General features: G+C 71.2%; 18 protein-coding genes and 2 pseudogenes. 14 read left to right on the forward strand and 6 right to left on the reverse strand.

Annotated features, from left to right (window positions below):
* The first annotated feature begins 21 nt into the window (after positions 1-21).
* From OG524_RS04330 to OG524_RS04350, 5 genes and pseudogenes are all read left to right on the forward strand, one after another.
* On the forward strand, positions 22-2,964 hold the full coding sequence (locus OG524_RS04330) for an FAD-binding and (Fe-S)-binding domain-containing protein (RefSeq protein WP_405809137.1): 2,943 nt from the start codon (positions 22-24) through the stop codon (positions 2,962-2,964).
* 82 nt (positions 2,965-3,046) lie between these two features.
* Positions 3,047-3,233, forward strand: a pseudogene (locus tag OG524_RS04335) (gfo/Idh/MocA family oxidoreductase); the annotation flags it as partial.
* Positions 3,234-3,387: 154 nt separating this feature from the next.
* On the forward strand, positions 3,388-5,328 hold the full coding sequence (locus OG524_RS04340; RefSeq protein WP_405392270.1) for an ABC transporter transmembrane domain-containing protein: 1,941 nt from the start codon (positions 3,388-3,390) through the stop codon (positions 5,326-5,328).
* Positions 5,325-7,106, forward strand: a complete 1,782-nt coding sequence (locus tag OG524_RS04345; protein ID WP_405809140.1) for an ABC transporter ATP-binding protein — start codon at positions 5,325-5,327, stop codon at positions 7,104-7,106. Before OG524_RS04340 ends, OG524_RS04345 begins: the two co-directional genes overlap by 4 nt.
* Before the next feature lie 185 nt (positions 7,107-7,291).
* Positions 7,292-8,653 (forward strand): NAD(P)/FAD-dependent oxidoreductase, encoded by a 1,362-nt coding sequence (locus OG524_RS04350; protein ID WP_405809142.1) that lies wholly within the window; start codon positions 7,292-7,294, stop codon positions 8,651-8,653.
* 30 nt (positions 8,654-8,683) lie between these two features.
* Here the strand turns inward: OG524_RS04350 and OG524_RS04355 are convergent, their stop codons facing one another.
* Both OG524_RS04355 and OG524_RS04360 read right to left on the reverse strand, forming a co-directional pair.
* Complete coding sequence (locus tag OG524_RS04355; protein WP_405392267.1) at positions 8,684-10,219, reverse strand: ATP-dependent DNA ligase; 1,536 nt, start codon at positions 10,217-10,219, stop codon at positions 8,684-8,686.
* Between the two features lie 55 nt (positions 10,220-10,274).
* Complete coding sequence (locus OG524_RS04360; RefSeq protein ID WP_405392266.1) at positions 10,275-11,066, reverse strand: metal-dependent hydrolase; 792 nt, start codon at positions 11,064-11,066, stop codon at positions 10,275-10,277.
* 153 nt (positions 11,067-11,219) lie between these two features.
* Here OG524_RS04360 and OG524_RS04365 point away from each other — a divergent pair, with 153 nt between their 5' ends.
* Positions 11,220-13,733, forward strand: coding sequence for a DEAD/DEAH box helicase (locus OG524_RS04365; RefSeq protein ID WP_405392265.1), 2,514 nt, complete (start codon positions 11,220-11,222; stop codon positions 13,731-13,733).
* A 35-nt stretch (positions 13,734-13,768) separates the two neighbouring features.
* Positions 13,769-14,647 (forward strand): acyl-CoA thioesterase, encoded by an 879-nt coding sequence (locus tag OG524_RS04370; protein ID WP_405392264.1) that lies wholly within the window; start codon positions 13,769-13,771, stop codon positions 14,645-14,647.
* Positions 14,648-14,661: 14 nt separating this feature from the next.
* Here OG524_RS04370 and OG524_RS04375 read toward each other — a convergent pair whose 3' ends face one another.
* Positions 14,662-14,892, reverse strand: coding sequence for a DUF6011 domain-containing protein (locus tag OG524_RS04375; RefSeq protein ID WP_405392263.1), 231 nt, complete (start codon positions 14,890-14,892; stop codon positions 14,662-14,664).
* Between the two features lie 44 nt (positions 14,893-14,936).
* Here OG524_RS04375 and OG524_RS04380 point away from each other — a divergent pair, with 44 nt between their 5' ends.
* The gene (locus tag OG524_RS04380; protein ID WP_405809145.1) at positions 14,937-15,629 is read left to right on the forward strand and encodes a hypothetical protein; all 693 of its coding nucleotides are present in this window, start codon (positions 14,937-14,939) and stop codon (positions 15,627-15,629) included.
* A 6-nt stretch (positions 15,630-15,635) separates the two neighbouring features.
* Here OG524_RS04380 and OG524_RS04385 read toward each other — a convergent pair.
* A pseudogene (locus OG524_RS04385) lies at positions 15,636-16,002 on the reverse strand (glycoside hydrolase family 15 protein); the annotation flags it as partial.
* 394 nt (positions 16,003-16,396) lie between these two features.
* Between OG524_RS04385 and OG524_RS04390 the strand changes: the two are divergent.
* The 3 genes from OG524_RS04390 to OG524_RS04400 all read left to right on the forward strand — a co-directional run bounded on the left by OG524_RS04390 (position 16,397) and on the right by OG524_RS04400 (position 20,379).
* A complete protein-coding gene (locus tag OG524_RS04390; RefSeq protein WP_405809147.1) occupies positions 16,397-17,353 on the forward strand; it encodes a DUF389 domain-containing protein in 957 nt (318 codons plus the stop codon).
* A gap of 105 nt (positions 17,354-17,458) precedes the next feature.
* Positions 17,459-18,889 (forward strand): DUF2252 domain-containing protein, encoded by a 1,431-nt coding sequence (locus OG524_RS04395; RefSeq protein WP_405809149.1) that lies wholly within the window; start codon positions 17,459-17,461, stop codon positions 18,887-18,889.
* A gap of 155 nt (positions 18,890-19,044) precedes the next feature.
* Positions 19,045-20,379 carry a chloride channel protein gene (locus tag OG524_RS04400; RefSeq protein ID WP_405809150.1) on the forward strand — a complete coding sequence of 445 codons (1,335 nt, stop codon included), beginning with the start codon at positions 19,045-19,047 and terminating at the stop codon, positions 20,377-20,379.
* Here the strand turns inward: OG524_RS04400 and OG524_RS04405 are convergent.
* On the reverse strand, positions 20,333-20,764 hold the full coding sequence (locus tag OG524_RS04405; protein ID WP_405392258.1) for a hypothetical protein: 432 nt from the start codon (positions 20,762-20,764) through the stop codon (positions 20,333-20,335). The two genes, OG524_RS04400 and OG524_RS04405, sit on opposite strands and share 47 nt — an antisense overlap.
* A gap of 154 nt (positions 20,765-20,918) precedes the next feature.
* On the opposite strand from OG524_RS04405, the gene OG524_RS04410 reads away from it, so the two are divergent.
* The 3 genes from OG524_RS04410 to OG524_RS04420 are packed head-to-tail and all read left to right on the forward strand — an operon-like array spanning position 20,919 to position 22,587.
* On the forward strand, positions 20,919-21,494 hold the full coding sequence (locus tag OG524_RS04410; RefSeq protein ID WP_405392257.1) for a helix-turn-helix domain-containing protein: 576 nt from the start codon (positions 20,919-20,921) through the stop codon (positions 21,492-21,494).
* Positions 21,495-21,517: 23 nt separating this feature from the next.
* Complete coding sequence (locus OG524_RS04415) at positions 21,518-22,063, forward strand: GNAT family N-acetyltransferase (RefSeq protein WP_405392256.1); 546 nt, start codon at positions 21,518-21,520, stop codon at positions 22,061-22,063.
* 32 nt (positions 22,064-22,095) lie between these two features.
* Entirely contained in the window at positions 22,096-22,587 is a 492-nt protein-coding gene (locus OG524_RS04420; RefSeq protein ID WP_405809153.1) for a glutathione peroxidase, read from the forward strand.
* A gap of 49 nt (positions 22,588-22,636) precedes the next feature.
* On the opposite strand, the gene OG524_RS04425 is transcribed toward OG524_RS04420, so the two are convergent.
* On the reverse strand, positions 22,637-23,863 hold the full coding sequence (locus OG524_RS04425; protein ID WP_405392254.1) for an acyl-CoA dehydrogenase family protein: 1,227 nt from the start codon (positions 23,861-23,863) through the stop codon (positions 22,637-22,639).
* Positions 23,864-24,039: the final 176 nt, after the last annotated feature.

Below are 24,039 nucleotides of genomic sequence, written 5' to 3' on the forward strand. Positions count from 1 at the left end.
CGTCGTCGAAGGGACCCTGAGATGCCGCTGCTGGAGCCGAAGCCGGAATCCCTGCGCCCTGGTACGGCGCGCGCACCCTCCCCCGACCGGGTGCCCGGCTGGAAGGCTTCGGGCACACCCGCGGCACTGCGGGCCGATCTGACCGCGCTGCTCGGTGTGGAGAAGGTGCTGTGGAAGGTCTCCGACCTCGTGCGGTACGCCTCCGATGCCAGCCCCTACCGCTTCCTGCCGCAGGTCGTGGTGGTCCCGGAGGACATCGACGACATCTCCGCGATCCTCTCCTACGCGCACGGCAGGAGCCGCGACGTCGTCTTCCGGGCCGCGGGCACCAGCCTCAACGGCCAGGCGCAGGGTGAGGACATCCTCGTCGACGTACGCCACCACTGGACGGGGATCGAGGTCCTGGACGGCGGGGCGCGGGCCCGGATCCGGCCGGGGACCACCGTCATGCGGGCGAACATCACGCTCGCCCGGCACGGCAGGCTGCTGGGCCCCGACCCGGCCAGTGCCATCGCGTGCACCGTGGGCGGTGTCGTCGCGAACAACGCCTCGGGGATGACCGCGGGGACGACGCGCAATTCGTACCGCACGGTCTCCTCGCTCACCTTCGTCCTGCCGAGCGGCACGGTGGTCGACACGGCCGGGCCCGAAGCCGACGAGCTGCTGCGCCACGCGGAACCCCGCCTGTGCGACGGGCTGCTGGCCCTCAAGGCGGAGATCGAGGCGGACGCCTCGCTCACGGCCCGGATCCGTGCCAAGTACGAGATCAAGAACACCAACGGCTACCGGCTCGACGCGTTTCTGGACGGCTCGACGCCCGTGCAGATCCTCCGGGGGCTGATGGTCGGCTCCGAGGGCACCTTCGGCTTCATCTCGGAGGTCGTCTTCGACACCCTGCCCCTGGACCGGCACGTCTCCTCCGCGCTGTTGTTCTTCCCGTCCCTGACCTCGGCGGCGGCAGCGGTCCCCCGCTTCAACGAGGCGGGGGCGATCGCCGTGGAGCTGATGGACGGCAACACGCTGCGCGCCTCGGTGAGGGTCGAGGGGGTCCCGGCGGACTGGGCGGGTCTCCCGCGCGGGACGGCGGCGCTCCTGGTGGAGTTCCGGGCGCCGGAGGAGGCCGCGCTGGAGGCGTACGAGCAGGCGGCGGCCTCGGCCGTCGTGGGTCTCGACCTCGTCACGCCGGCTGTCTCGGTCACCAACGAGTTCACCCGGGACGCGGGCACCGTCGCGGGGTACTGGAAGGCCCGGAAGGCGTTCGTCACCGCCGTCGGAGGCTCCCGCCCCTCGGGCACGACGCTGATCACGGAGGACTTCGCGGTTCCGCCGTCCCGGCTCGCGGAGGCCTGTGAGGCGCTGCTCGCGCTCCAGGCGGTCCACGGGTTCGACGCCGCCGTCGCCGGCCACGCGGCCCACGGGAATCTGCACTTCCTGCTCGCCTTCGACGCCGCGAAGCCCACCGATGTCGAGCGGTACGCGGCGTTCATGGACGACTTCTGCTCGCTCGTCGTCGACCGTTTCGACGGATCCCTGAAGGCCGAGCACGCCACCGGCCGGAACATCGCCCCGTTCCTGGAGCTGGAATGGGGTCCGAAGGCCACCGAGCTGATGTGGCGTACGAAGCAGGTCATCGACCCGGACGGGGTGCTGGCGCCGCGGATCGTCCTGGACCGGGACCCGAAGGCCCATCTGCGCGGGCTCAAGACGATCCCCACGGTCGAGCCGGTCGCCGACCCGTGCATCGAGTGCGGCTTCTGCGAACCGACCTGCCCCAGCGAGGACCTGACCACCACACCGCGCCAACGGATCGTGCTGCGCCGGGAGATGATGCGCCAGCCGGACGGTTCCCCGGTGGAGGCCGGTCTGCTCGACGCCTACGGGTACGACGCCGTGGACACCTGCGCGGGCGACTCCACCTGCAAGCTGGCCTGCCCGGTCGGCATCGACACCGGCGCGATGATGAAGGACTTCCGCCACCGTCGGCACTCCCCCCGCGAGGAGCGTGTCGCGACGCTCACCGCGAAGTACTTCAAGGCGGTGGAGGCCTCGGCACGGCTCGCGGTCGGCGCCGCCCACGCCGTGCCCGGGCCCACCCGCGACCGACTGCTCGGATCCGTGACCCGGCTCGCCCGCAGGGCCGTCCGTCCGGATCTGGTCCCCGAGTGGCTGCCGGAGATCCCCGGCGCCGCCGCCCGCGGGCTCCCTCCCACCGCACGGGCGGGGGCGAGCGCCGTCTACTACCCGGCCTGTGTGAACCGCATCTTCGCCGGACCCGAGGACGAGGGTGCGCTGTCGCTCGCCGACGCCGTGGTCTCCGTGTCGGCGCGGGCGGGCAAGCCCGTGTGGATTCCGCAGGACGTCGCGGGGACCTGCTGCGCGACGATCTGGCACTCCAAGGGATACGACGCGGCCAATGCCGTCATGGCCAACCGCGTCGTGGAGGCCGCCTGGGGCTGGACCGCGGGCGGCAGGCTGCCGCTGGTGGTCGACGCCTCCTCGTGCACGCTGGGCCTGGCCCGTGAGGTGGTGCCGTATCTCACCGAGGCCAACCGGGAGTTGCACCGCGAGCTGACCGTCGTCGACTCGCTCGTCTGGGCGGCCGAGGAACTGCTCCCCACCCTGACCGTGTTCCGCAGGACAGGCTCCGCCGTCCTGCATCCGACCTGTTCCATGGAGCATCTCGGCGATGCGGCGCAGTTGCGTACGGTCGCGGAGGCATGCGCGGATGAGGTCGTCGTCCCCGACGGCGCCGGCTGCTGCGCCTTCGCGGGCGACCGCGGGATGCTGCACAAGGAGCTCACGGACTCGGCGACCGCCAAGGAGGCGGCCGAGGTGGGCACCCGGGAGTACGACGCGTATCTGTCGGCCAACCGGATGTGCGAGATCGGGATGGACCGGGCCACCGGCCGCCCCTACCACTCGGCTCTGATCGAGCTGGAGAGGGCGACCAGGCCGGTCCTCTGAGCCCGCCGGGCCGCCGCCCACCGGTCCGCCGCCGGTTCCTGGCCCCCCCGCACCGCCGCACCGCCGCACCTCCACGCCGGATCAGGGCACGCACCTCGGGCTCGTCCCCGACTTCGACGTGTACGACCGCGGCCACCTGGACCGCGCCGGTCCCGCTGAGCCACCTCTCCATCAAGGCCGGGGGTGCCCCGCAGCAGATCCCGGACTTCACCCGCGGCGCGTGGAAGAAGGCCCGCTCGGGCATGGACTCCCAACAGCCCGCCGACTAGGGCGGATCGGGCCCCGGCACCGGGGCCCGGTCCCCCACCCCGGAATATTCGCTTGCCTCGGACGGGGGCAGGACGCGAACCTTGCACGGTTTGGTCCCCCACTGTTCCACGAGATCCCCCACGGATCTCCGCCCCTTCCGATTCTTGGGACGTCATGCAGATTCGCGATCTTCCGTACTCAGATCCCGGCGATCCCGATGTCCGGTCAGGCCCACGCTTTCTGTTCTGGCTCGGCCGCAGTCAGCTCACCGGCCAGCTCAAATCACTCTCCTGGGGCCTGCTGCACCAGTGTGCGATCGCCGGCCTCCCGCTCACCGTCGGGCTCGCGGTCCAGGCCGTCATCGAAGGCTCGGGCCGGGAGCTCGCGCAGGCAGGCGCGCTCATCGTGGTCCTCGGCATCCTCATCGCCGTGGGCGACACCATGCTCCACCGGACGGCGGTCACCAACTGGATCACCGCCGCCGCCCGGGTCCAGCAACTGTTGGCACGCAAGACCGCGGAGCTCGGCTCGGCACTGACCAGGCGGGTCGCCGCGGGGGAGGTCGTCGCCGTCTCCACCGGTGACGTCGAGAAGATCGGCTGGTTCGTCGAGGCGCTGTCCCGCTTCGCCGCCGCCGCCACCGCGCTCGTACTGATCTGCGTCGGGCTCGTCCTCTACCTCCCCTCCCTGGGGGCGCTGGTCGCGATCGCCATGCCGATCCTCGCCCTGGCCGTCCTGCCACTGCTCCCCCGGGCCACCCGGCGCGCGGACATCCAGCGGGAGAAGGCGGGCAGGGCCACCGAGCTGGCCTCCGACACGGTGGCGGGCCTGCGGGTGCTGCGCGGCATCGGCGGCGAGGAACTGTTCCTCGGCCGCTACCGCCGCGCCTCCCAGGAAGTGCGCGAGGCCGCCGTCGGCAGTGCCCGGATGTGGGCACTCATCTCGTCCATCCAGGTGTTCCTGCCGGGCGTCCTGCTGATCTCCCTGGTCTGGTACGGGGCCTCGCTGGCCCGGGACGGCCGGATCGACGTGGGTCAGCTGGTCACCGTGTACAGCGCGGCGACGCTGATGCTCTTCCCCCTGCGGCACTTCGAGGAGATCGCCATGGCGTACTCCTTCTCCCGGCCTTCCGCACAACGCGCGGTCCGGGTGCTGTCCCTGCGGCGCAGTGAGCAGCCCTCGACGATCGACGCCATGGTGCCCGAGGGCGATCTGTACGACCCGGTCACCGGGCTGATGGCGGCGCGGGGGCAGTTCACCGCCGTGGTCTGCGGCGACCCCGACGAGGCCGGACGGCTGGCCGAACGTCTCGGCGGACACGCCGAGGCAGAGGCCGCATCAGGCATCACGGACGCCGAGGAAGACATCACGACAGACACAGCAGGCGCAGTAGACACAGCGGACACAGAAGACACGACGGACACCGGGAAGGACTCCGCTCAGGCGCCGCTCCCCTCGGTGCTGCTCGGCGGTGTCCCGCTGGACGAGCTGCCGCTCGACTCGGCACGGACCGCGGTGCTGGTGCAGGACAAGGACCCGGTGCTGCTCTCCGGAACGCTGCGCGAACTGCTCGACGTACCGTCCTCGGGTGCGGTCTCGGCCGAGGACGCGCTGGACGCCGCTCAGTGCGGTGATGTGCTGGACGCGCTCGCCCAGGCCTCCGTCGACACCGAGGGCGACCCCATGCGCACCCGGATCACCGAGCGCGGGCGGTCCCTGTCCGGCGGGCAGCGCCAGCGGCTCGCGCTGGCACGTTCGCTGGTCACCGACCCGGAGGCGCTCGTGCTCGACGAGCCGACGTCGGCCGTCGACTCGCACACGGAGGCGCGCGTCGCCGCGGGTATCAAGAGGCTGCGCCGCGGCCGTACGACGGTGGCGTTCGCCTCGTCCCCGCTCCTGCTGGACCTGGCCGACCGTGTGGTGCTGGTGCACCGGGGCACGGTCGTCGCGGCCGGGACTCACCGTGATCTGCTGCGGGACGAGCCGCTGTACCGGGCAGTCGTCACCCGTGAGACCGATGACGACATCGCGGCGTCCGCCGCCGGGGCACAACTCGTGGGAATCGACGCCTCGCCGTCGGTCGAAGCGATCGAGGAATTCGAGGAACGGGCATGATCGGCATCGCACCACCGGCGTACGACCCGGCCGCCCCGCAGTCGGCGACGACGCTGCCGGTCGGCACCCCGGCGACCGTACGGACCTACGTCCTCTCCCTGTTCCGGCGGCACCGCAGGCCGTTCGCGGTGCTCATCGCGGTCAACGCGATCGCGGTGATCGCCTCGATCGCCGGGCCGTACCTGCTGGGCGGTCTGGTCGAGGACCTGTCGAGCGGGGTCACCGACCTCCATCTGGAGCGCACCGCCGCGGTGTTCGCGGTGGCCCTGGTCGTGCAGACCGTGTTCACCCGGACGATGCGGCTGCGCGGCGCGATGCTGGGCGAGGAGATGCTGGCCGATCTGCGCGAGGACTTCCTCGTGCGGTCGGTCGGGCTGCCGCCGGGCGTCCTGGAGCGGGCCGGAACCGGTGACCTGCTCTCCCGTATCACGACGGACATCGACCGGCTGGCCAACGCGATGCGTGAGGCCGTCCCGCAGCTGGCGATCGGCGTGGTGTGGATCGCGCTGCTGCTGGGCGCGCTCACCGTCACCGCCCCGCCGCTGGCCCTGGCCGTGCTGATCGCCCTGCCGGTGCTGGTCGTCGGCTGCCGCTGGTACTTCCGGCGGGCGCCCTCCGCGTACCGCTCGGAGGCCGCAGGGTACGCGGCGGTCGCGGCGATGCTCGCGGAGACCGTGGACGCCGGGCGGACCGTGGAGGCCCACCGGCTGGGTGCGGGCCGGGTCGCGCTCTCCGACCTGCGGGTCAAGGAGTGGACGGCGTGGGAGCGGTACACGCTCTTCCTGCGGTCCGTGCTGTTCCCCGTCATCAACGCCACGTACGTGACGATCCTGGGCGCCGTGCTCCTGCTCGGCGGCTGGTTCGTGATCGAGGGCCGGCTCACCGTCGGGCAGCTGACGACGGGAGCGCTGCTGGCCCAGATGATGGTCGACCCGCTCGGCCTGATCCTGCGCTGGTACGACGAGTTGCAGGTCGCCCAGGTGTCCCTGGCCAGGCTGGTGGGCGTCCGGGAGATCGAGCCGGACGCGGGCGACGACGGGGTCGGTCCGGACGGCCAGGAGGTACGGGCCGCGGAGGTGCACTTCGGCTACCGCGCCGGTGTCGACGTCCTGCACAAGGTGTCGCTGGACATCGCCCCGGGTACGCGGCTGGCCCTGGTCGGGCCGTCCGGCGCGGGCAAGTCCACGCTGGGGCGTCTGCTGGCCGGGATCTACGCGCCCCGGACCGGTGAGGTCACGCTGGGCGGGGCCGAGCTGTCCCGGATGACGGCGGAGCGGGTACGGACCCATGTGGCCCTCGTCAACCAGGAGCACCACGTCTTCGTGGGTTCGCTCCGGGACAACCTGCTGCTGGCCCGTGCGGGTGCCGAGGACGCGGAGCTGTGGGCCTCGCTCGCCGCGGTCGACGCGGACGGCTGGGCGAAGGCCCTGGCGGACGGTCTGGACGCGGAGGTCGGTTCGGGCGGTCTGTCCCTCACCCCGGCGCAGGCACAGCAGATCGCGCTTGCCCGGCTGGTCCTCGCGGACCCGCACACCCTGGTGCTGGACGAAGCGACCTCGCTCCTCGACCCGCGGGCCGCGCGGCATCTGGAGCGTTCGCTGGCCCGGGTGCTGGACGGCCGGACGGTGATCGCGATCGCGCACCGGCTGCACACGGCGCACGACGCGGATGTCATCGCGGTCGTCGAGGAGGGCCGGATCAGCGAGCTGGGCAGCCACGACGAGTTGGTGGCGGCGGACGGCGCGTACGCGGCGCTGTGGCGGTCCTGGCACGGGTGAGCCCGCGGGTCCGGTCCGGGAGTCCCCGGGCCGGCCCCGCACGCCCGGCCGTCGCCCGCGTCGTACAGGAGACGCGTCCCACAAGAGGCGAAGCGCGGCCCCTCCGGTAAGGATGAAGGAGTGACTGGCTCCGGATACGGGGCAGGCGAGCGATGACCGCGTAAGCCCGAGAAGGGACGCACACCGTGGCACGACCCAGGATCATCGTTGTCGGCGCAGGCTTCGCCGGAGTCGAGTGCGTGCGCCGGCTGGAACGCAGCCTCACCCCCGGTGAGGCGGACATCGCCCTCGTCACGCCGTTCTCGTACCAGCTCTATCTTCCGCTGCTTCCGCAGGTGGTGTCCGGGGTGCTCACCCCCCAGTCGGTCGCCGTCTCCCTGCGCCGCAGCCGGCGTCACCGCACCCGGATCGTGCCGGGCGGCGCCATCGGCGTGGACACCGCGGCGAAGGTCTGCGTCATCCGCAAGATCACCGACGAGATCGTGAACGAGCCGTACGACCACCTCGTGCTGGCCGCCGGGAGCGTCACCCGGACGTTCGACATCCCCGGTCTGGTCGACAACGCGCGGGGCATGAAGACGCTGGCGGAGGCCGCCTACATCCGCGACCACGTCATCTCCCAGCTCGACCTGGCCGATGCCAGCCAGGACGAGGCGGAGCGGGAGTCCCGGCTGCAGTTCGTGGTGGTCGGCGGCGGATACGCGGGCACGGAGACCGCCGCCTGCCTGCAGCGGCTGACCGCCAACGCCGTCCGGCACTACCCCCGGCTGGACCCGAAGCTCATCAAGTGGCATCTGATCGACATCGCGCCCAAGCTCATGCCGGAGCTCGGCGACAAGCTGGGGCTCACCGCGCTGGAGATCCTGCGCAAGCGGGGCATCGAGGTCTCGCTCGGTGTGTCGGTGGCCGAGGCGGCGCCGGACAAGGTGACCTTCACCGACGGCCGGGTACTGCCCTGCCGCACGCTCATCTGGACCGCCGGGGTCGCGGCCAGCCCACTCGTCGCCACACTCGACGCGGAGACGGTCCGCGGCAGGCTCGCGGTGACACCGGAGATGCGGGTGCCCGGCGTGGAGGGGGTGTTCGCCCTGGGCGACTCGGCGGCGGTGCCCGACCTGGCCAAGGGCGACGGGGCGATCTGCCCGCCCACCGCGCAGCACGCCATGCGGCAGGGGCGGGTGCTTGCGGACAATCTCATCGCCTCGCTGCGCGGCCTTCCGCTGCGGCCGTACGTGCACAAGGACCTCGGTCTCGTCGTGGACCTCGGCGGCCGGGACGCGGTGTCCAAGCCGCTGGGCGTCGAGCTGAAGGGCCTGCCGGCCCAGCTGGTGGCCCGCGGCTACCACTGGTCGGGGCTGCGGACCAACGTCGCCAAGACCCGGGTCCTGACCAACTGGATGCTGAACGCGATCGCGGGCGACGACTTCGTGCGGACGGGATTCCAGGCCCGTAAGCCGGCGACCCTGCGCGACTTCGAGTACACCGACGCCTATCTCACGCCGGAACAGCTCCGCACGCACACCGCGTCGACGGCCGGGCGCGGCTGACCGGCGGCCGTCCTCGGGCCCCCGCCGCGGTCATGTCCGCGCGCCGAGCACCGTCTCGATCGTGTCCGCCTCCTGCGGCGACTTGTCCTCCCGGTGGCGCAGCACCCGGGCGAACCGCAGGGTGACGCCCGCCGGGTAGCGGGTGGAGCTCTGGAGTCCGTCGTAGGCGATCTCGACGACGAGCTCCGGCCGCACGGTGACGACGTGTCCGTCGTCGCCGGTGGACAGTTCCCGGAGGCGCTGGGTCTGCCAGGCGAGCATCTGGTCGGTGAGCCCTTTGAAGGTCTTGCCGAGCATGACGAAGGAGCCGTCCTGCCTCCTCGCCCCCAGATGGAGGTTGGACAGTTTCCCGGTGCGCCTGCCGTGCCCCCACTCGGCGGCCAGCACCACGAGGTCCAGGGTGTGCACGGGTTTCACCTTGAGCCAGGACGCGCCCCGGCGGCCGGCGCTGTAGGGCGCGTCCAGTCCCTTGACCACCACGCCCTCGTGCCCGTGCGCCAGTGTGGCCCCGAAGAACGCCGTCGCGGCCTCGCGCGCCGTGTCGTCCCCGGGGTCCGTCACGACGACGCGCCGTACCCGCATGGCCTCCGGGACCAGGGCGGCCAGCTCCGTGTGCCGTTCGGTGAGGGGGAGGTCCAGGAGCTCGCGTCCGTCGACGGACAGCACGTCGAAGAAGACGGGGACCACGGGGACGGCTGCCGCCGCCGCGGCGACGTCGCGCCGGGATCCGATCCGGCCGGCAGTCTCCTGGAAGGGGCGCGGTCTGCCGTCGGGGCCGAGCGCGATCACCTCGCCGTCGAGGACGAACCGGTCGCCGCCGAAGCCTGCCACCGCCGTGACCAGTTCGGGCAGCCGGTCGGTGATGTCGTCGAGCGTGCGTGTGTACGCCCGCACCCGCGGGCCGTCGCGGTGCACCTGTACGCGGATGCCGTCGAGTTTCTCCTCGACGGCGCACCGCCCCAGTTTGTCCACGGCCTCGGTGACCGAGCGCGCGGTGTGCGCCAGCATCGGCAGGACCGGCCGGCCGACGGTGAGCCGGAAGTCCGCGAGCGCCTTCGGGCCGTCGGCCAGCAGCGTCCGGGCGACGGCCCGCAGTGATCCGGCGAGCATGACGGCGCGGCGTACGTCGGCGGGCGGCGCGTCGGTGGCCGCGGCCAGGGCGTCGACCGCGACGGCGTCCAGTGCCCCCTGCCGCACCTCGCCGGTGAGCAGGGCGCGCAGGAAGTGCTGTTCGTCGGTGGTGGCCGCGCCGAGCAGTCGCTGGAGGCGTTCCCTGCGGGCGGCCTGCGAGCCGGGGCCGGAGAGCGCCCCGATCGCCGTCAGCTCCGCGTCGACGCCGGACACCGTCAGTGTCGGCGCGTCCGCGGCTGCCACCGGGTCGGCCAGGGCGCGCCATCCGATGCCGAGCCGCCCTTGCGGGAGGCGGCCGGCGAGGTAGGGGATGACGACTGGGACGTCGTCCGGACCGGTCTCCCGGAACAGGCCGGCGAGGAGGGCCACCTTCCGGGTCCGTGCCGACGTCGCGGCGACCTCCAGGGACACGTGGGCGAGCCGGGCGAGCAGCATGGGGTCATGGTGCTACGGCGCGGGGCGCACCGCTCCCGGAACGGGCGCGCGGGGGTCAGATGAAGTTGAGCGCCGCTGCCGCGCCCACTCCCCCGAGCACCATGAACGCGGGCATCAGGACCTTGATCTCCACCCAGCTGCCGGCCCGGAAGCGCATGAACTTCGGCGGTCCGAGCGGATACCAGCGCCTGCGGCCGAGCGGGATCGGCCACAGGATCGGGCAGCCCGAGACGGTGAGCGCGTCGCCGATGCAGTGGACGAGGGCCCCGAGGACTATGGGAAGTCCCAGCCACAGGTACTCCTGGCCGGGATCGGTGAACAGCCAGTCGGAACCGTTGCCCGGCTTGTCGAGCACACCGGCCAGGATCCACGCGCTGGTCGCACCGAGCAGCCAGACGAGGACGTCGCTGGACATGCGCGCGGCCCGCCACAGCAGGCCTTCGACGGCGAGTACGAGGTGGACGAAGAGGATCGCCAGGACCGCCCAGCGACCGCCGGTGATCGCCGCGGCCGAGGCGCCGCCGCCGATCAGCACCGCCCACAGCCAGGTGTGGGTGAGGGTGCGGTGTCCCCCTGTCCTGCGCGGGTCGCCGGCCCCCTTGGTCGCCTTGTAGACGGAGTACGAGAGTTTGTCGACGATCTCGCAGAGGCCCTTGGAGACCGGGCCGAAGGCGCGCGAGATGGTGGCGGACTTGTGGTCGAGGTCCGGGGCGAGTGCGGCGCCCGCGCAGATCAGGGCCCCCACGACGAGGACGGGCCAGGGCATCGTGTGGCCCGCGGCGGCGGCCGCGGCACCCACCCCCAGCCAGGCCGCCGCCCCTGACAGAGAGTGTGCCGGTCCCATCATGGCTGTTCCCGCCCCCATAGTGATTCGGCCGTGCGCGGCCGGGCCGCCATTGCCTGTACGAGGCAGCCGAGTTGAGTGGGCAGCGTATCGTCCGTGATCTTCGCGTGGTCCTCCGGTTCCCGCATCCGGTCACAAGGCAGGCAAGATGGGGGCGTGACCCTTATCGATCAGCTGCCCCCGACCGCCGACCCGGACGCCCTCTTCGAGGCCTTCTCGTCATGGACCGAATCGCAGGGCATCACCCTCTATCCGGCTCAGGAGGAGGCGCTGATCGAGGTGGTCTCCGGGGCGAACGTCATCCTTTCCACCCCCACCGGCTCCGGAAAGAGCCTGGTCGCGGCGGGTGCGCACTTCACGGCGCTGGCCCAGGACAAGGTCACGTTCTACACCGCGCCGATCAAGGCGCTGGTCTCGGAGAAGTTCTTCGACCTGTGCAAGCTCTTCGGCACGGAGAACGTGGGCATGCTGACCGGCGACGCCTCGGTCAACGCCGACGCCCCGGTCATCTGCTGCACCGCCGAGGTCCTCGCCTCCATCGCGCTGCGTGACGGCAAGTACGCCGACATCGGCCAGGTCGTGATGGACGAGTTCCATTTCTACGCGGAGGCGGACCGCGGCTGGGCCTGGCAGATCCCGATCCTGGAGCTTCCGCAGGCCCAGTTCATCCTGATGTCGGCCACCCTCGGCGACGTCAGGATGTTCGAGGAGGACCTGACCCGCCGCACCGGCCGTCCCACCTCCGTGGTGCGCTCGGCGACGCGTCCGGTCCCGCTCAGCTACGAGTACCGCCTGACGCCGATCACGGAGACGCTCACGGAGCTGCTCGACACCCGGCAGTCGCCCGTCTACATCGTGCACTTCACACAGGCCGCGGCCGTGGAGCGCGCGCAGTCGCTGATGAGCATCAACATGTGTACGAAGGAGGAGAAGGAGAAGATCGCCGATCTGATCGGCAACTTCCGCTTCACCACCAAGTTCGGCCAGAACCTCTCCCGCTACGTGCGGCACGGGATCGGGGTGCACCACGCGGGCATGCTCCCCAAGTACCGCCGCCTGGTCGAGAAGCTGGCGCAGGCGGGTCTGCTGAAGGTGATCTGCGGCACGGACACGCTGGGTGTCGGCGTCAACGTGCCGATCCGTACGGTGCTGTTCACCGCTCTCACCAAGTACGACGGCACCCGGGTGCGCACGCTGCGCGCCCGCGAGTTCCACCAGATCGCCGGGCGGGCCGGCCGGGCGGGCTTCGACACGGCGGGCTTCGTCGTCGCCCAGGCCCCCGAGCACGTCATCGAGAACGAGAAGGCCGTCAAGAAGGCGGGCGACGACCCCAAGAAGAAGCGCAAGGTGGTCCGCAAGAAGGCCCCGGAGGGCTTCGTCGCCTGGTCGGAGACGACCTTCGACAAGCTGATCACCTCGGATCCCGAGCCGCTGACCTCGCGCTTCCGGGTCACGCACACGATGCTGCTCTCGGTCATCGCCCGTCCGGGCAACGCGTTCGAGGCGATGCGGCACCTGCTGGAGGACAACCACGAGCCGCGCCGGGCCCAGCTCCGGCACATCCGGCGGGCCATCGCGATCTACCGTTCGCTGCTCGACGGCGGTGTCGTGGAACAGCTCGACACCCCGGACGCCGAGGGCCGGATCGTGCGCCTCACCGTCGATCTCCAGCAGGACTTCGCGCTGAACCAGCCGCTGTCCACCTTCGCGCTGGCCGCCTTCGACCTGCTGGACGCCGAGTCCCCCTCGTACGCCCTGGACATGGTCTCGGTCGTCGAGTCGACACTGGACGACCCGCGGCAGATCCTCGCCGCCCAGCAGAACAAGGCACGGGGCGAGGCCGTCGGGCAGATGAAGGCGGACGGTGTCGAGTACGAGGAGCGGATGGAGCGGCTCCAGGAGGTCACGTACCCCAAGCCGCTGAGCGAGCTGCTCTGGCACGCGTACGACGTGTACCGCACGAGCCATCCGTGGGTCGGCGACCACCCCGTGTCGCCGAAGTCGGTGATCCGGGACATGTACGAACGGGCCATGACGTTCACGGAGTTCACATCGAACTACGAGCTGGCCCGCACCGAGGGCATCGTGCTGCGCTATCTGGCGAGTGCGTACAAGGCTCTGGAGCACACCATCCCGGACGACCTGAAGTCCGAGGACCTGGAGGACCTGATCGCCTGGCTCGGCGAGATGGTGCGTCAGGTGGACTCCAGCCTGCTGGACGAGTGGGAGCAGCTGGCCAACCCGGAGGTGGAGACCGCCGAGCAGGCGCAGGAGCGGGCCGACGAGGTCAAGCCGGTCACGGCCAATGCCCGCGCCTTCCGGGTCCTGGTGCGCAACGCGATGTTCCGCCGGGTGGAACTGGCCGCACTGGACCGGGTCCGCGACCTGGGCGAGCTCGACGGCGACTCGGGCTGGGACGAGGACGCCTGGGGCGAGGCGATGGACGGCTACTGGGACGCGCACGAGGACCTGGGTACGGGTCCGGACGCGCGCGGCCCGAAGCTGCTGAAGATCGACGAGGACCCGGAGCACGGTCTGTGGCGGGTGTGGCAGGCCTTTGCCGACCCGGCGGGTGACCATGACTGGGGCATCCGTGCGGAGGTCGATCTGGCGGCCTCCGACGAGGAGGGCCGGGCAGTCGTCCGGGTCACCGCCGTGGGCCAGCTGTGACGGAGGACAGGGCTTCGGATGCGGAGAAGAACGGCATGACGACGAACCCCGCCGACCTCCTGGTCGATCTTCTCGACCTGGAGCGGATCGAGGTCGACATCTTCCGTGGGCGCAGCCCGGAGGAGTCCCTGCAACGGGTGTTCGGCGGCCAGGTCGCGGGGCAGGCGCTCGTCGCGGCCGGGCGCACCACGGACGGGGACCGTCCGGTGCACTCGCTGCACGCCTACTTCCTGCGGCCCGGCCGTCCCGGCGTGCCGATCGTGTACCAGGTCGAGCGGGTGCGGGACGGCCGGTCCTTCACGACCCGCCGGGTCACGGCCGTGCAGCAGGGCCGGACGATCTTCAACCTGACGGCTTCCTTCCACCGTCCCGAGGAGGCGGGCTTCGAGCACCAGCTGCCGCCCGCCCGTACGGTGCCGGACCCGGAAGAGCTGCCGACGGTCACCGAAGAGGTGCGCGAGCACCTGGGCGGGCTGCCGGAGGCGCTGGAGCGGATGGCGCGGCGTCAGCCCTTCGACATCCGCTACGTCGACCGGCTGCGCTGGACGCGGGAGGAGATCAAGGACGCGGACCCGCGCAGCGCGGTGTGGATGCGGGCGGTCGGCCCGCTGGGCGACGACCCGCTCGTGCACACGTGTGCGCTGACGTACGCGAGCGACATGACGCTGCTGGACGCGGTCCGGATCCCGGTGGAGCCGTTGTGGGGGCCGCGGGGCTTCGACATGGCGTCGCTGGACCACGCCATGTGGTTCCACCGGCCGTTCCGGGCGGACGAGTGGTTCCTGTACGACCAGGAGTCGCCGATCGCCACGGGCGGCCGGGGTCTGGCCAGGGGGCGGATCTACGACCGCCAGGGGCAGTTGCTGGTGTCGGTGGTCCAGGAGGGGCTGTTCCGCCGTCTCGACGGCGCGTAGGCCTGTCCTGGGGGTCAGGTGCCGGGCAGTGGGTCCTGGTCGACCTCGTGCCGGCGGGTCCGGATGTCCGGGCCCGCCGGGTGCAGTTTGGCGTCGCAGGCGGGGCCGAGTCCGGTGCGGCGGGACTCCACACCGGTGAGGGGCCGTCCGCACAGGGCACACCGCACCGGGCGGCGGACCTCGCGGCGGCCGGCTTCCGGCTGCGGTCCGGGAAAGAGTTCGGGAAGGGGCTCGGAGGATTCCACGTACGGATCCTCTCAAGCCGGTAGGACATGTCACGGAGGCAGCGGTGGGCAGCGTACTGAGGATGGGGCCGTCGGCGCGGGCGGAGGGGCAGGTGGCCGAGGGCGGTGTCCCCGCCCCGGTAAGGGACCTGGTGCTGTGCGTGGACGGTTCGGCGCCTGAGCGCGTGGCGGCATACGTGGAGCGCGAGCTGCCGCCCGGGGGCATACCCGCCTACCGGGCGGCGCGGGGCGGCGGTGTGCGCTCCTTCGTGCTGTGGGCGGACGAGCACCGCCGGGAGCGGCTGGCCACCCTGGTGACCGTGTCGGCCGGAAACGGTGTCTCGACGTACCAGGTGCTCGGTGCGCACGGCGAGCCCATCGGCACGTTCGTCCGCGAGAAGGCGCTGCGTGGCAGGGGTCTGCGCACCCGGTGGATGGTGACTCCGGCGGGCGGACCGGAGGCGGTGGGCTTCAAGGGCCGGATCTTCTGGTGGTACGTGTGGTGGCTGTTCTTGCCGATACAGACGCTGATCATCGTGCTGAGCCTGCTCGGCGGCAGTGGTGACGCGGCGCGCGGTCCCCGTCGCATCGTGTGGCGTGCGGGCAGGCGGGCCGCGTTGGAGTTCACGTCGAAGGACGACTCGGTGCGTCTGCACGCGCCGGGGTACGACTGGCGGCTTGGCGTGGCGCTGATGGCGCTGCTGCGGACCTTCGACAGCTGGCTGCTCGGCACGGAGTGGGACGACAGGAAGGAGTGACGGGGGTCAGTCGCGCTGCCGGTCGAGTGCCTCGTCGAGGGTGCGCGCCGCGGTGATGAGGAGAGGTGGGTGAACGCCTGCGGGAAGGTGCCCGGTTGCTCTCCGCTGGGGCCGATCTCCTCGGCGAGGAGGCCCACGTGGTTGGCGTAGGTGAGCATCTTCTCGAACATGTGGCGGGCGGGCCGCAGGCGTCCGGCACGGGCCGGCGCGTCGACGTGGAGGAGCGTGCAGAGGCTGAACGTCCCTTCGGAGCCGCGCAGGCCGTCCGGGAGGCCGCGGGGTCGTAGCCGTGGACCAGGCTGTCAAAGACGCGGGTGGCCTCCATGGCGTCCGGCGTGGACAGCCGGCCGGGGTCCTTGGGGGCGAGGAATCCCGTGCCGGCGGGTGGCGCCCCGGAGGTGAGGGTGCCACCTGGTCGAGGACCTCGCCGACGCCGTCGGATGGCATGAAGCGGGTGACGATCAGGGCGGTGTCCGGGCAGTAGAGCTGCTTGCAGGTGATTCCGGGGTCGCCGGGCGACGGCCGGAAGAAGCCGCCGCGGTCGTGGTCCAGCAGCGCGGCGAAGATGCTGGGGGATCGAACGGGGGCGGCGAACCAGATCGACACCGCTCGACAAGCCCAGGGCGCGTCCGCAGGTCGCCCACCGGACCGTGTGCCGCTATGGGAGGGTATCGGTCCATGACCGTCCAATCTCCGCCGTACCGCCATCTGGGCCACTTTCCGCTACGCGGCACCCGGCCGCTCTCTCTGCCCGGCGGAGGTACGCGATGGACATGATCCATGTCCGCGCGGTGAGCCCACCCGACCGCACCGACCAGGTCGTGGAGTTCCTCGCCGACGACCCCTACGTGCTGAACCTGATCGTGCAACGGGGCACGGCCCGCAACCCGGACGGTGACTCCGTCGCCTGCGACGTGCTGGCGGGGGCGGCCAACGACGTGCTGCACGGCCTGCGGGACCTGCGGGTCGACGTCCTCGGCTCGCTCGTCATCGAGCCGGTGGACATGGCGTTCTCGGGGCGGGCCTCGGAGGCCGCGCTGCGCCGCCTCGGGGTGCTGGCCAACGCGCCGGTGTGGGAGCAGGTGGAGGCGCGCATCAGGTCCGAGGGGAGGTACGCGCCGAGTTTCTACCTGTACCTGGTCATCGCGGGTCTCATCGGTGCGGTCGGCATCGTCACCAACTCCCAGATCCTGATCGTCGCGGCGATGGTCGTCGGTCCCGAGTACGGGGCGATCGTCGCGGTGGCACTGGGCATCGACCGGGGCGACCGCGGCATGGTGCGGCGGGGGCTGTCGGCCCTCTGCGTGGGGTTCCTGCTGACGATCCTGGTGACCTTCCTCTTCAGCCTCGTCATCCGCGGTTTCGGATTCCAGTCGGAGGCCTTCGACGCGGGGCTGCGGCCGGTCTCCAACCTGATCAACACACCGAACTTCTTCTCGGTCGCCGTCGCGACCCTGGCCGGGATCGTGGGCATCGTGTCGCTCACCGAGGCCAGGACGACCTCCCTTCTCGGGGTGTTCATCTCCGTCACGACCATTCCCGCCGCCGCGGACATCAGCGTGTCCACGGCGTTCACCAGCTGGTCCGCGGCCGGGGGCTCGCTCATCCAGCTGCTGGTCAACATCTCGGTGCTCGTCGTGGTCGGCGCCGCGGCGCTCAGGTGCCAGCGGGCGATCTGGCGGCGGGTGGCCCTGCGCCGGGACAAAAGCGCACAGCAGACCTGACCGGCGTACGAAGGCCGGGGCTGCCGGAACAGGCCGAATCCCGGACGAACCGGAATGATGGTGGGCAGTCTCCGCACTCCGCTCAGGCAGTCAGGAGGGTCCCCGATGACCCAGGACGACACCTCGCCGCTCCGCGTCGCGCCGGGCGCGACCCCCGGGGAACGGGCCGCGCTCGGCAAGGCGGCCCGGCGCCGGGCGCCCCGCTCCAGCCATGCCGCGTTCGAGCCGGCGGCGGACCGCGCGGATCCGCTGGACATCCTCCGGACCCAGTCGGCGGCGAGGGTCCCCGAACTCGTGCCGATCCGGTACGGGCGGATGACCGAGTCCCCGTTCCGCTTCTACCGGGGGGCCGCCGCCGTGATGGCGTCCGACCTGGCGGGCACGCCGGATTCGGGGATCCGGGCCCAGCTGTGCGGCGACGCCCATCTGATGAACTTCAGACTGCTCGCCTCCCCCGAGCGCCATCTGCTGTTCGACATCAACGACTTCGACGAGACGCTGCCCGGGCCCTGGGAGTGGGACGTCAAGCGGCTGGCGGCGAGCCTCGTCATCGCGGGGCGGGCGAACGACTTCTCGGACCGGAAGCGGGCGGACATCGTGCGGGCCACGGTGCGTTCGTACCGGGAGTCGATGACCCGGTTCGCCGGCATGCGCAATCTCGAGGTCTGGTACACCCGGACCGACGCGGACCTCCTGCGCAGCCTGGCAGCGGAGAAGCTGACCGCTCGCGGCCGCAGGCGGCTGGCCGAGGTGACCGCGAAGGCCCGCACCCGGGACAGCCTGCAGGCCTTCGACAAACTCACCGAGACCGCCGACGGGCGACTCCGGATCGCCCCGGACCCGCCTCTGCTCGTACCGCTGGCGGACCTGCTCCCCGAGGCGGAACGCGGCGCGCTGGAGAAGCAGGTCCACAAGCTGCTCCGGCGCTACGGCCGCAGCCTCCCCTCGGACCGCCGGGCCCTGCTCGCGGACTTCCGTCCGGCTGACATGGCCCGCAAGGTCGTGGGTGTGGGCAGCGTCGGGACCCGTTGCTGGATCATCCTGCTGCTGGGCAGGGACGGCGCGGACCCGCTCTTCCTCCAGGCGAAGGAGGCCGACACCTCGGCGCTCGCCCCGTACGCCGGGCCGAGCGCGTACCGGAATCAGGGCGAGCGGGTGGTCGCGGGCCAGCGCATGATGCAGGCCGCCGGGGACATCTTCCTCGGCTGGGAACGGGTGGACGGGATCGACGGCAGGCGCCGCGACTTCTACGTGCGCCAGCTGCGCGACTGGAAGGGCGTCGTCGAACCGGAGCTGATGGTGCCGCGCGGGATGCGGGCGTTCGGCGAGCTGTGCGGGGCGACGCTGGCCCGCGCCCACGCGCGGTCCGGCGACCGGATCGCCATCGCGGCGTATCTGGGGCGCCGCGACGTGTTCGACCGGGCGCTGGCGACGTTCGCCGAACGGTACGCCGACCGCAACGAGCGGGACCACCGGGCGCTGACCGACGCGGTGGCCGCGGGCAGGCTTCCCGCGGCCGGGGAGGACGACCGGTAGGCGGTAGGACACCTCGGCAACTGCCGACGCCGCAGGACTCGCCGCACCTCAACAATCGGGACGTCACGGACAGAACGCCACATCGTGGTATCACCGTGTGGACCCCGCCGGGACAGCACGTTCCGGCCGGGCCCGACGCTGAGGAGACCATGACCATGTCGGCCGAACCGATCGGAACACCCGGCACGGAGTCCCCCGACCCGATGGAGGTCGTCCGCACCCGGGGATACACGGTGCTCCTGATCATGGTGGCGATCCTCGGAGTCCCCATCTCCGCCGCGGCGTTCGGCTTCCTGGCCCTCGTCCACGAACTGCAGTCGCTGACCTACGAGGACCTGCCCCGGGGCCTGGGCTTCGACGGGACGCCGTCGTGGTGGCCGGTGCCGCTGCTCGCCGTGGCCGGCCTGCTGACCGGACTGACCATCCGCCACCTGCCGGGCCTGGGCGGGCACAGGCCCGCCGAGGGCCTGGTGAACACGGGCCCGCCGACCGCCGCGGAGCTTCCGGGGATCACACTGGCCGCACTGACCTCCCTGGGGCTCGGCGCGGTGCTCGGACCGGAGGCTCCGCTGATCACCCTCGGCGGCGGCCTGGCCGTGTACGCGGTACGTCTGGTCAAACCCGGAATCAAGCCCGGCGGGCGCGTCCTGGTCGCGGCAGCCGGGAGTTTCGCGGCCGTCAGCGCCCTGCTGGGCTCGCCGCTCCTCGGCGCGTTCCTGCTGATGGAGGCGTCAGGCATCGCCGGGACGATGCTCGGTGTGGCGCTCGTGCCGGGGCTGCTCGCCTCGGGTATCGGCTCGCTCATCTTCATCGGACTGGGTTCGTGGACGGGCCTGGGTACGTACTCCCTGACCCTCCCCCACGTTCCGCACACGGGGCAGCCGGGCTTCGCCGAGTTCGGCTGGGCGGTCGCGCTGGGGGTCGCGGCGGCTCTCCTGGGCACGGGGATCAAGCAGCTCTCGCTGTACCTGCAGGAGCGGGTCGAGCGGCGCAGGGTGGCCGCCACCGCGGGGACGGGTGTGATCGTCGGCGCACTCGCGCTCCTGTACGCCGAGAGCACCGGGGAGGATGCCTCCGAGGTGCTCTACTCGGGCCAGGACGCCCTGGGCGGGCTGCTCAGCGACAACGCCGCGTACTCCGCCGGTACGCTCCTGGTGCTCGTCGCCTGCAAGGCGCTCGCATACTGCGCGTCGTTGAGCAGCTTCCGGGGTGGTCCCATCTTCCCCGCGATGTTCGTGGGGGCGGCGGGCGGACTGGCCCTTTCTCATCTGCCGGGACTGGACGTGACGTCCGGTTTCGCGATGGGCGTCGGCGCCATGTGTGTGGCGATGCTGAAACTGCCGATGACATCGGTACTGCTCGCCACACTGCTGCTGGGATCCGAGGGCATCACGGTGATGCCGCTCGTGATCGTCTCGGTGGTGGTCTCCTACGTCCTGGTGCTCAGGCTCGAGCGTCCCGTTGCGGTCCCGCGCACAGCGCCCAGATGACGATGATGTACACGGCGATGAGCACGAGGGACCAGAACGGGTAGTACGGCAGCCACAGGAAGTGGGCGACCACACCGAGTCCGGCGCCCAGGACGCCGACGGCGCGCGCCCACAGGGCTCCTGTGAACAGGGCGCAGCCGGCCAGGAGGATGACGATGCCCAGAATGAGGTGGATCCATCCCCAGCCGGTCAGGTTGAACTGGAACACGTAGTTGCGTGTGGCGACGAACACGTCGTCCTTGGCGATGGCGGCGATCCCTTCGAGGATCGCCATGGCCCCGCCGAAGATCATCAGTACGGCCGCGAAGACCGTCCAGCCGGACGCGGATGAGCGCGAGCCCACGGTGTCGTGATCCGCTCGCGAATCGCTCACATTTCTGGCCATGTCGGCCTCCTCGGTTCTCCAGTCGCCATCCGGCCCGAATGAACCGGTATGCGGCTTATCTTCCCTTTATCAGCCTGACACGGCATCACCTGATCGGCACACCGACCCTGGCGGCTCACCCCCCATATCTCTTATCAGGGATATGATCCTGAATATGAGAGACAACGACGAGCCGGACTCCGTCGGCGCCCGGCTCGCGGTCCGGCTGGGCCGGCTCCGCATCGAACACGGCTGGTCGCTGGACGAGCTGTCCCGGCGCACCGAGGTGAGCCGTTCGACCCTGTCGCGGCTGGAGCGCGGCGAGCTGAGTCCCACCGCGACCGTGCTCGGGCGGCTGTGCACGGCTTACGGGCGGACGATGTCGCGGCTGCTGATGGAGGTGGAGACGGAACCACCGGCCCTGGTGCCCGCCGACCGGCAGCCGGTGTGGCGGGACGAGCGGTCCGGTTTCGTACGCCGCTCCGTCTCACCGCCGCACAGCGGCCTGCGCGCGGAGATCGTCGAGGGCACGCTCGACGCCGGCGCCGCCCTCTCGTACGAGGAACCGCCGGTGCCCGGTGTGGAGCAGCACATCTGGGTACTGGAAGGCACGGTCGAGATCACCGTCGAGGACACCGTGCACACCGTGCGCCGCGGTGACTGTCTGCGCTTCCGGCTGCGCGGCCCCTCGCGCTTCCACTGCCCGGGCCCGGACCGGGCCCGCTACGCCCTGCTGATCGTCCTGCCGTGAACGATGTGAGAGGACCCCGCTCCATGACCGAGATCGTCCCCTTGACCGGCCCCGAGCTCGTCACGTACGCCGACGAGTTGGCCGCCCTGCTGATCGAGACCGTGGAGGGCGGCGCCTCGGTGGGATTCCTGAAGCCACTGGACCGGGCGTCCGCCGCCACCTGGTGGCGGGAGCGGGCCGTCGCGGTCGAGGCGGGGCGCCACCAGGTGTGGATCGCCCGCGACGGGGAGCGGCTGGCCGGCACGATCGGCCTGGTCATGCCCGCCCTGCCGAACGCCCGCCACCGCGCGGAGGTCGCCAAGCTGATGGTGCGCCCCTCGTCCCGGGGCCGGGGTGTCGGCCGGGCCCTGCTGGCAGCCGTCGAGCGGTCCGCGGCTGCCGAAGGGCTGACGCTGCTGGTCCTGGACACCGAGACCGGCAGCCCGGCCGAACGGCTCTACAGCGCCGCGGGCTGGACGGAGTGCGGATCGATTCCCGCGTACGCGGGCGACCCGGGCGGTGTGCTGAGGGCGACCACCTTCTACTACAAGGCGGTCGGCCCCGCGAATCCACTGGCGGCGGCACAATGAACAGCGACGCCACGCAACAGAGGAGATCTTCCATGACGCTGCACGACATCCCGCTCCGCACCCTCACCGGCGAGCCCACCACGCTGGGGGCCTACGACGGCTCCGCGGTCCTGCTGGTGAACGTCGCGTCGAAGTGCGGCCTCACCCCGCAGTACGCAGGTCTGGAGCGGCTCCAGAAGGAGTACGGGGACCGCGGCTTCACCGTGCTCGGTGTGCCCTGCAACCAGTTCGCGGGCCAGGAGCCGGGCTCCGCGGAGGAGATCCAGACATTCTGCTCGACGACGTACGGGGTCAGCTTCCCTCTCCTGGAGAAGGTCGACGTCAACGGCGAGGACCGGCACCCGTTGTATGCGGAACTGACGAAGCTGGCCGACTCCGAGGGTGCGGCCGGTGACGTCCAGTGGAACTTCGAGAAGTTCCTGGTCTCCCCGGCCGGCGAGCCGGTCGCCCGGATCCGCCCCCGGACCGAGCCGGAGGCCCCCGAGGTCCTCACCGCCATCGAGGCGCACCTGCCGAAGAAGTAGAACGGCCCCGGGGGCCGGACCGTCGTGCGGTCCGGCCCGTCGGCGTCCGTCAGCGGATCGGCATCCCCGACAGGGTGCGGGCGATCACCAGGCGCTGGATCTCGCTCGTGCCCTCGAAGATGGTGTAGATCGCGGCGTCACGATGCATGCGCTCCACCGGGTACTCGCGGGTGAAGCCGTTGCCGCCAAGGATCTGGACGGCCTGGGCGGTCACCGACTTCGCCGTCTCGCTCGCGAACAGCTTCGACATCGAGCCCTCGGCCGAGGTGAACGGCTTGCCGGCGCTCGCCATCCAGGAGGCGCGCCAGACCAGCAGCCGGGCCGCGTCGATCTGCGTGCGCATGTCGGCCAGCTGGAAGGCGATCCCCTGGTTGTCGATGATGGGGCGGCCGAACTGGGTCCGGGTCTTCGCGTAGTCGAGAGCGACCTCGTAGGCGGCACGGGCGGTTCCGACCGCCATGGCGCCGACGGCAGGGCGGGACGCCTCGAACGTGGCCATCGCGGCGTTCTTGACGCGCTCCCCACCGGACTTGGCACGCTCACGGGCCCGGGCGAGGCGCTCGTCGAGCTTCTCCTTGCCGCCGAGCAGGCAGTGCCCGGGAACGCGGGCGTCCTCCAGGACCACTTCGGCGGTGTGCGAGGCACGGATGCCGTGCTTCTTGAACTTCTGTCCCTGGGACAGGCCCGGGGTGGCAGGCGGGACGATGAAGGAGGCGTGGCCCTTCGAGCCCAGCTCCGGGTCGACGACCGCGACGACGACGTGGACGTTGGCGATACCGCCGTTGGTCGCCCAGGTCTTCGTGCCGTTGAGTATCCACTCGTCCTTGGCCTCGTCGTACACCGCGCGGGTACGCATCGAGGCGACGTCGGAACCGGCGTCCGGCTCGGAGGAGCAGAAGGCGGCGAGTTTCACGTCGTCGGCGTCGCCGTACATCTGCGGGATCCAGGTGCCGATCTGTTCCTCGGTGCCGTTGGCGAGGACACCGACGGCCGCCAGGCCCGTACCTACGATCGACAGGGCGATGCCCGCGTCACCCCAGAACAGCTCCTCCATGGCCACCGGGATGCCGAGGCCCGTAGGGTCGAAGAACTGCTGGGCGTAGAAGTCGAGGGAGTAGATGCCGACCTTGGCCGCCTCCTGGATGACGGGCCAGGGCGTTTCCTCACGCTCGTCCCACTCCGAAGCGGCCGGTCGGATCACATCCGCGGCGAAGCCGTGAAGCCAGTCACGGACCTGCTTCTGGTCGTCGTTGAGCTCGAGCGTGAACTCGGCCATGTTCCCTCCATGCACTTCCGGACAACGATATGTTACTCACGGTAACATCAGTCTGTTACCAGCAAGTAGTCACTGTCAACCGCTCAACCGCGGATCCGCGCACCGTAGGGCATGGTGTTACGTTGCCCGGGCGTCAAGAGATCGCGGGACAGCTTGCGGGGGCGGGGAGAGACGAC

It is taken from the genome of Streptomyces sp. NBC_01520, assembly GCF_045040375.1.
Classification (GTDB): Bacteria; Actinomycetota; Actinomycetes; order Streptomycetales; family Streptomycetaceae; genus Streptomyces.

Excerpts from the sequence above, each read along its gene's own strand:
- OG524_RS04330 (WP_405809137.1), top strand. The coding sequence starts at position 22 with ATGCCGCTGCTGGAGCCGAAGCCGGAATCCCTGCGCCCTGGTACGGCG.
- OG524_RS04340 (WP_405392270.1), top strand. The coding sequence starts at position 3,388 with ATGCAGATTCGCGATCTTCCGTACTCAGATCCCGGCGATCCCGATGTC.
- OG524_RS04345 (WP_405809140.1), top strand. The coding sequence starts at position 5,325 with ATGATCGGCATCGCACCACCGGCGTACGACCCGGCCGCCCCGCAGTCG.
- OG524_RS04355 (WP_405392267.1), bottom strand. The coding sequence starts at position 10,219 with ATGCTGCTCGCCCGGCTCGCCCACGTGTCCCTGGAGGTCGCCGCGACG.
- OG524_RS04360 (WP_405392266.1), bottom strand. The coding sequence starts at position 11,066 with ATGATGGGACCGGCACACTCTCTGTCAGGGGCGGCGGCCTGGCTGGGG.
- OG524_RS04370 (WP_405392264.1), top strand. The coding sequence starts at position 13,769 with ATGACGACGAACCCCGCCGACCTCCTGGTCGATCTTCTCGACCTGGAG.
- OG524_RS04390 (WP_405809147.1), top strand. The coding sequence starts at position 16,397 with ATGGACATGATCCATGTCCGCGCGGTGAGCCCACCCGACCGCACCGAC.
- OG524_RS04395 (WP_405809149.1), top strand. The coding sequence starts at position 17,459 with ATGACCCAGGACGACACCTCGCCGCTCCGCGTCGCGCCGGGCGCGACC.
- OG524_RS04400 (WP_405809150.1), top strand. The coding sequence starts at position 19,045 with ATGTCGGCCGAACCGATCGGAACACCCGGCACGGAGTCCCCCGACCCG.
- OG524_RS04405 (WP_405392258.1), bottom strand. The coding sequence starts at position 20,764 with ATGGCCAGAAATGTGAGCGATTCGCGAGCGGATCACGACACCGTGGGC.
- OG524_RS04410 (WP_405392257.1), top strand. The coding sequence starts at position 20,919 with ATGAGAGACAACGACGAGCCGGACTCCGTCGGCGCCCGGCTCGCGGTC.
- OG524_RS04415 (WP_405392256.1), top strand. The coding sequence starts at position 21,518 with ATGACCGAGATCGTCCCCTTGACCGGCCCCGAGCTCGTCACGTACGCC.
- OG524_RS04420 (WP_405809153.1), top strand. The coding sequence starts at position 22,096 with ATGACGCTGCACGACATCCCGCTCCGCACCCTCACCGGCGAGCCCACC.
- OG524_RS04425 (WP_405392254.1), bottom strand. The coding sequence starts at position 23,863 with ATGGCCGAGTTCACGCTCGAGCTCAACGACGACCAGAAGCAGGTCCGT.